The organism is Acinetobacter sp. GRABPA_MV_2 (assembly GCF_056725885.1).
Genome location: NZ_JBWZNA010000060.1, coordinates 1 through 1,116, shown reverse-complemented (window position 1 = coordinate 1,116; position 1,116 = coordinate 1). Strand labels below are relative to the sequence as shown.

Here is a 1,116-nt window from a genome sequence, read left to right as displayed (position 1 = left end):
ACCGGCAATCACCAAATTCGCTTCACCTGCCTTGATGGCACGGGCAGCAATGGCAATCGCATCGAGTGATGAACCACACAAACGGTTAATAGTGGTTGCCGGTACTTGGTATGGTAAACCTGCAAGCAGTGCTGACATACGGCCGACATTACGGTTGTCTTCACCGGCTTGGTTGGCACAGCCATAGATCACATCATCGACCTGTTCCCAATCTACATTCGGGTTACGTTGGATTAAAGCTTTAATCGGCACAGCCCCCAGGTCATCGGCACGGACAGGAGCAAGACCACCAGCATAACGGCCGAATGGAGTACGGATGGCATCGATGATATAAGCATTTTTTAATGTCATTTCCCTACTTCCTTACCCTTGAGTCGCATCAATCAAAGTTGCACCGGTTAAAGCCTGTAAATCATCAAAGCTAAGACCTTCAACTTTCTCAATCACCTTCAAACCATCTTGGGTCACATCAATCACACAAAGATCAGTGTAAATACGGTCAACACATTTTTTACCCGTTACTGGATAAGTTAGCTCAGCCACAATCTTCGGTTCACCTTGTTTGGTTACATGGTCTGTGGTGATAAATACTTTCTTGGCACCCACAGCTAAATCCATCGCACCACCTACCGCTGGAATCGCATCCGGTGCTCCCGTGTGCCAGTTCGCCAAGTCACCATTCGCGGCAACCTGAAATGCACCGAGTACTGCAATATCAAGGTGACCACCACGCATCATCGCAAATGAGTCGCCATGGTGGAAAAAGCTACCACCTTCAAGCATGGTCACAAATTCTTTACCCGCATTAATCAGTTCAGGGTCTTCTTCACCTGCAGCTGGCGGTGGGCCAAAAGCCAACAGGCCATTTTCAGAATGAAGAAAAATATCTTTATCGTCAGGTAAGTAGCTCGCGATCTTGGTCGGTAGGCCAATACCCAAGTTCACATAGGCGCCATCTGGAATATCTTGTGCCACACGTTGTGCAATCTGGTCACGGCTGAGTTTCTGGTAGCTCATGTTATTTCTCCTTATTGCTTACTGTGCGGGCGATACTTGTACAACGTGCTGTACAAAGATACCCGGGGTGATAATGTGCTCAGGGTCTAATCCACCTAA

The 1,116-nt window shown here is 47.8% G+C and carries 2 protein-coding genes and 1 pseudogene; all 3 read right to left on the bottom strand.

The features are described from left to right. On the bottom strand, positions 1–351 hold a 351-nt coding region (locus tag ACXM0J_RS18795; protein ID WP_304457410.1), incomplete at its 3' end, for a thiolase family protein. Positions 352–363: 12 nt separating this feature from the next. Next, the gene (locus ACXM0J_RS18790; protein ID WP_086265161.1) at positions 364–1,017 is read right to left on the bottom strand and encodes a 3-oxoacid CoA-transferase subunit B; all 654 of its coding nucleotides are present in this window, start codon (positions 1,015–1,017) and stop codon (positions 364–366) included. Positions 1,018–1,035: 18 nt separating this feature from the next. Continuing rightward, a pseudogene (locus ACXM0J_RS18785) lies at positions 1,036–1,116 on the bottom strand (3-oxoadipate CoA-transferase); the annotation flags it as partial.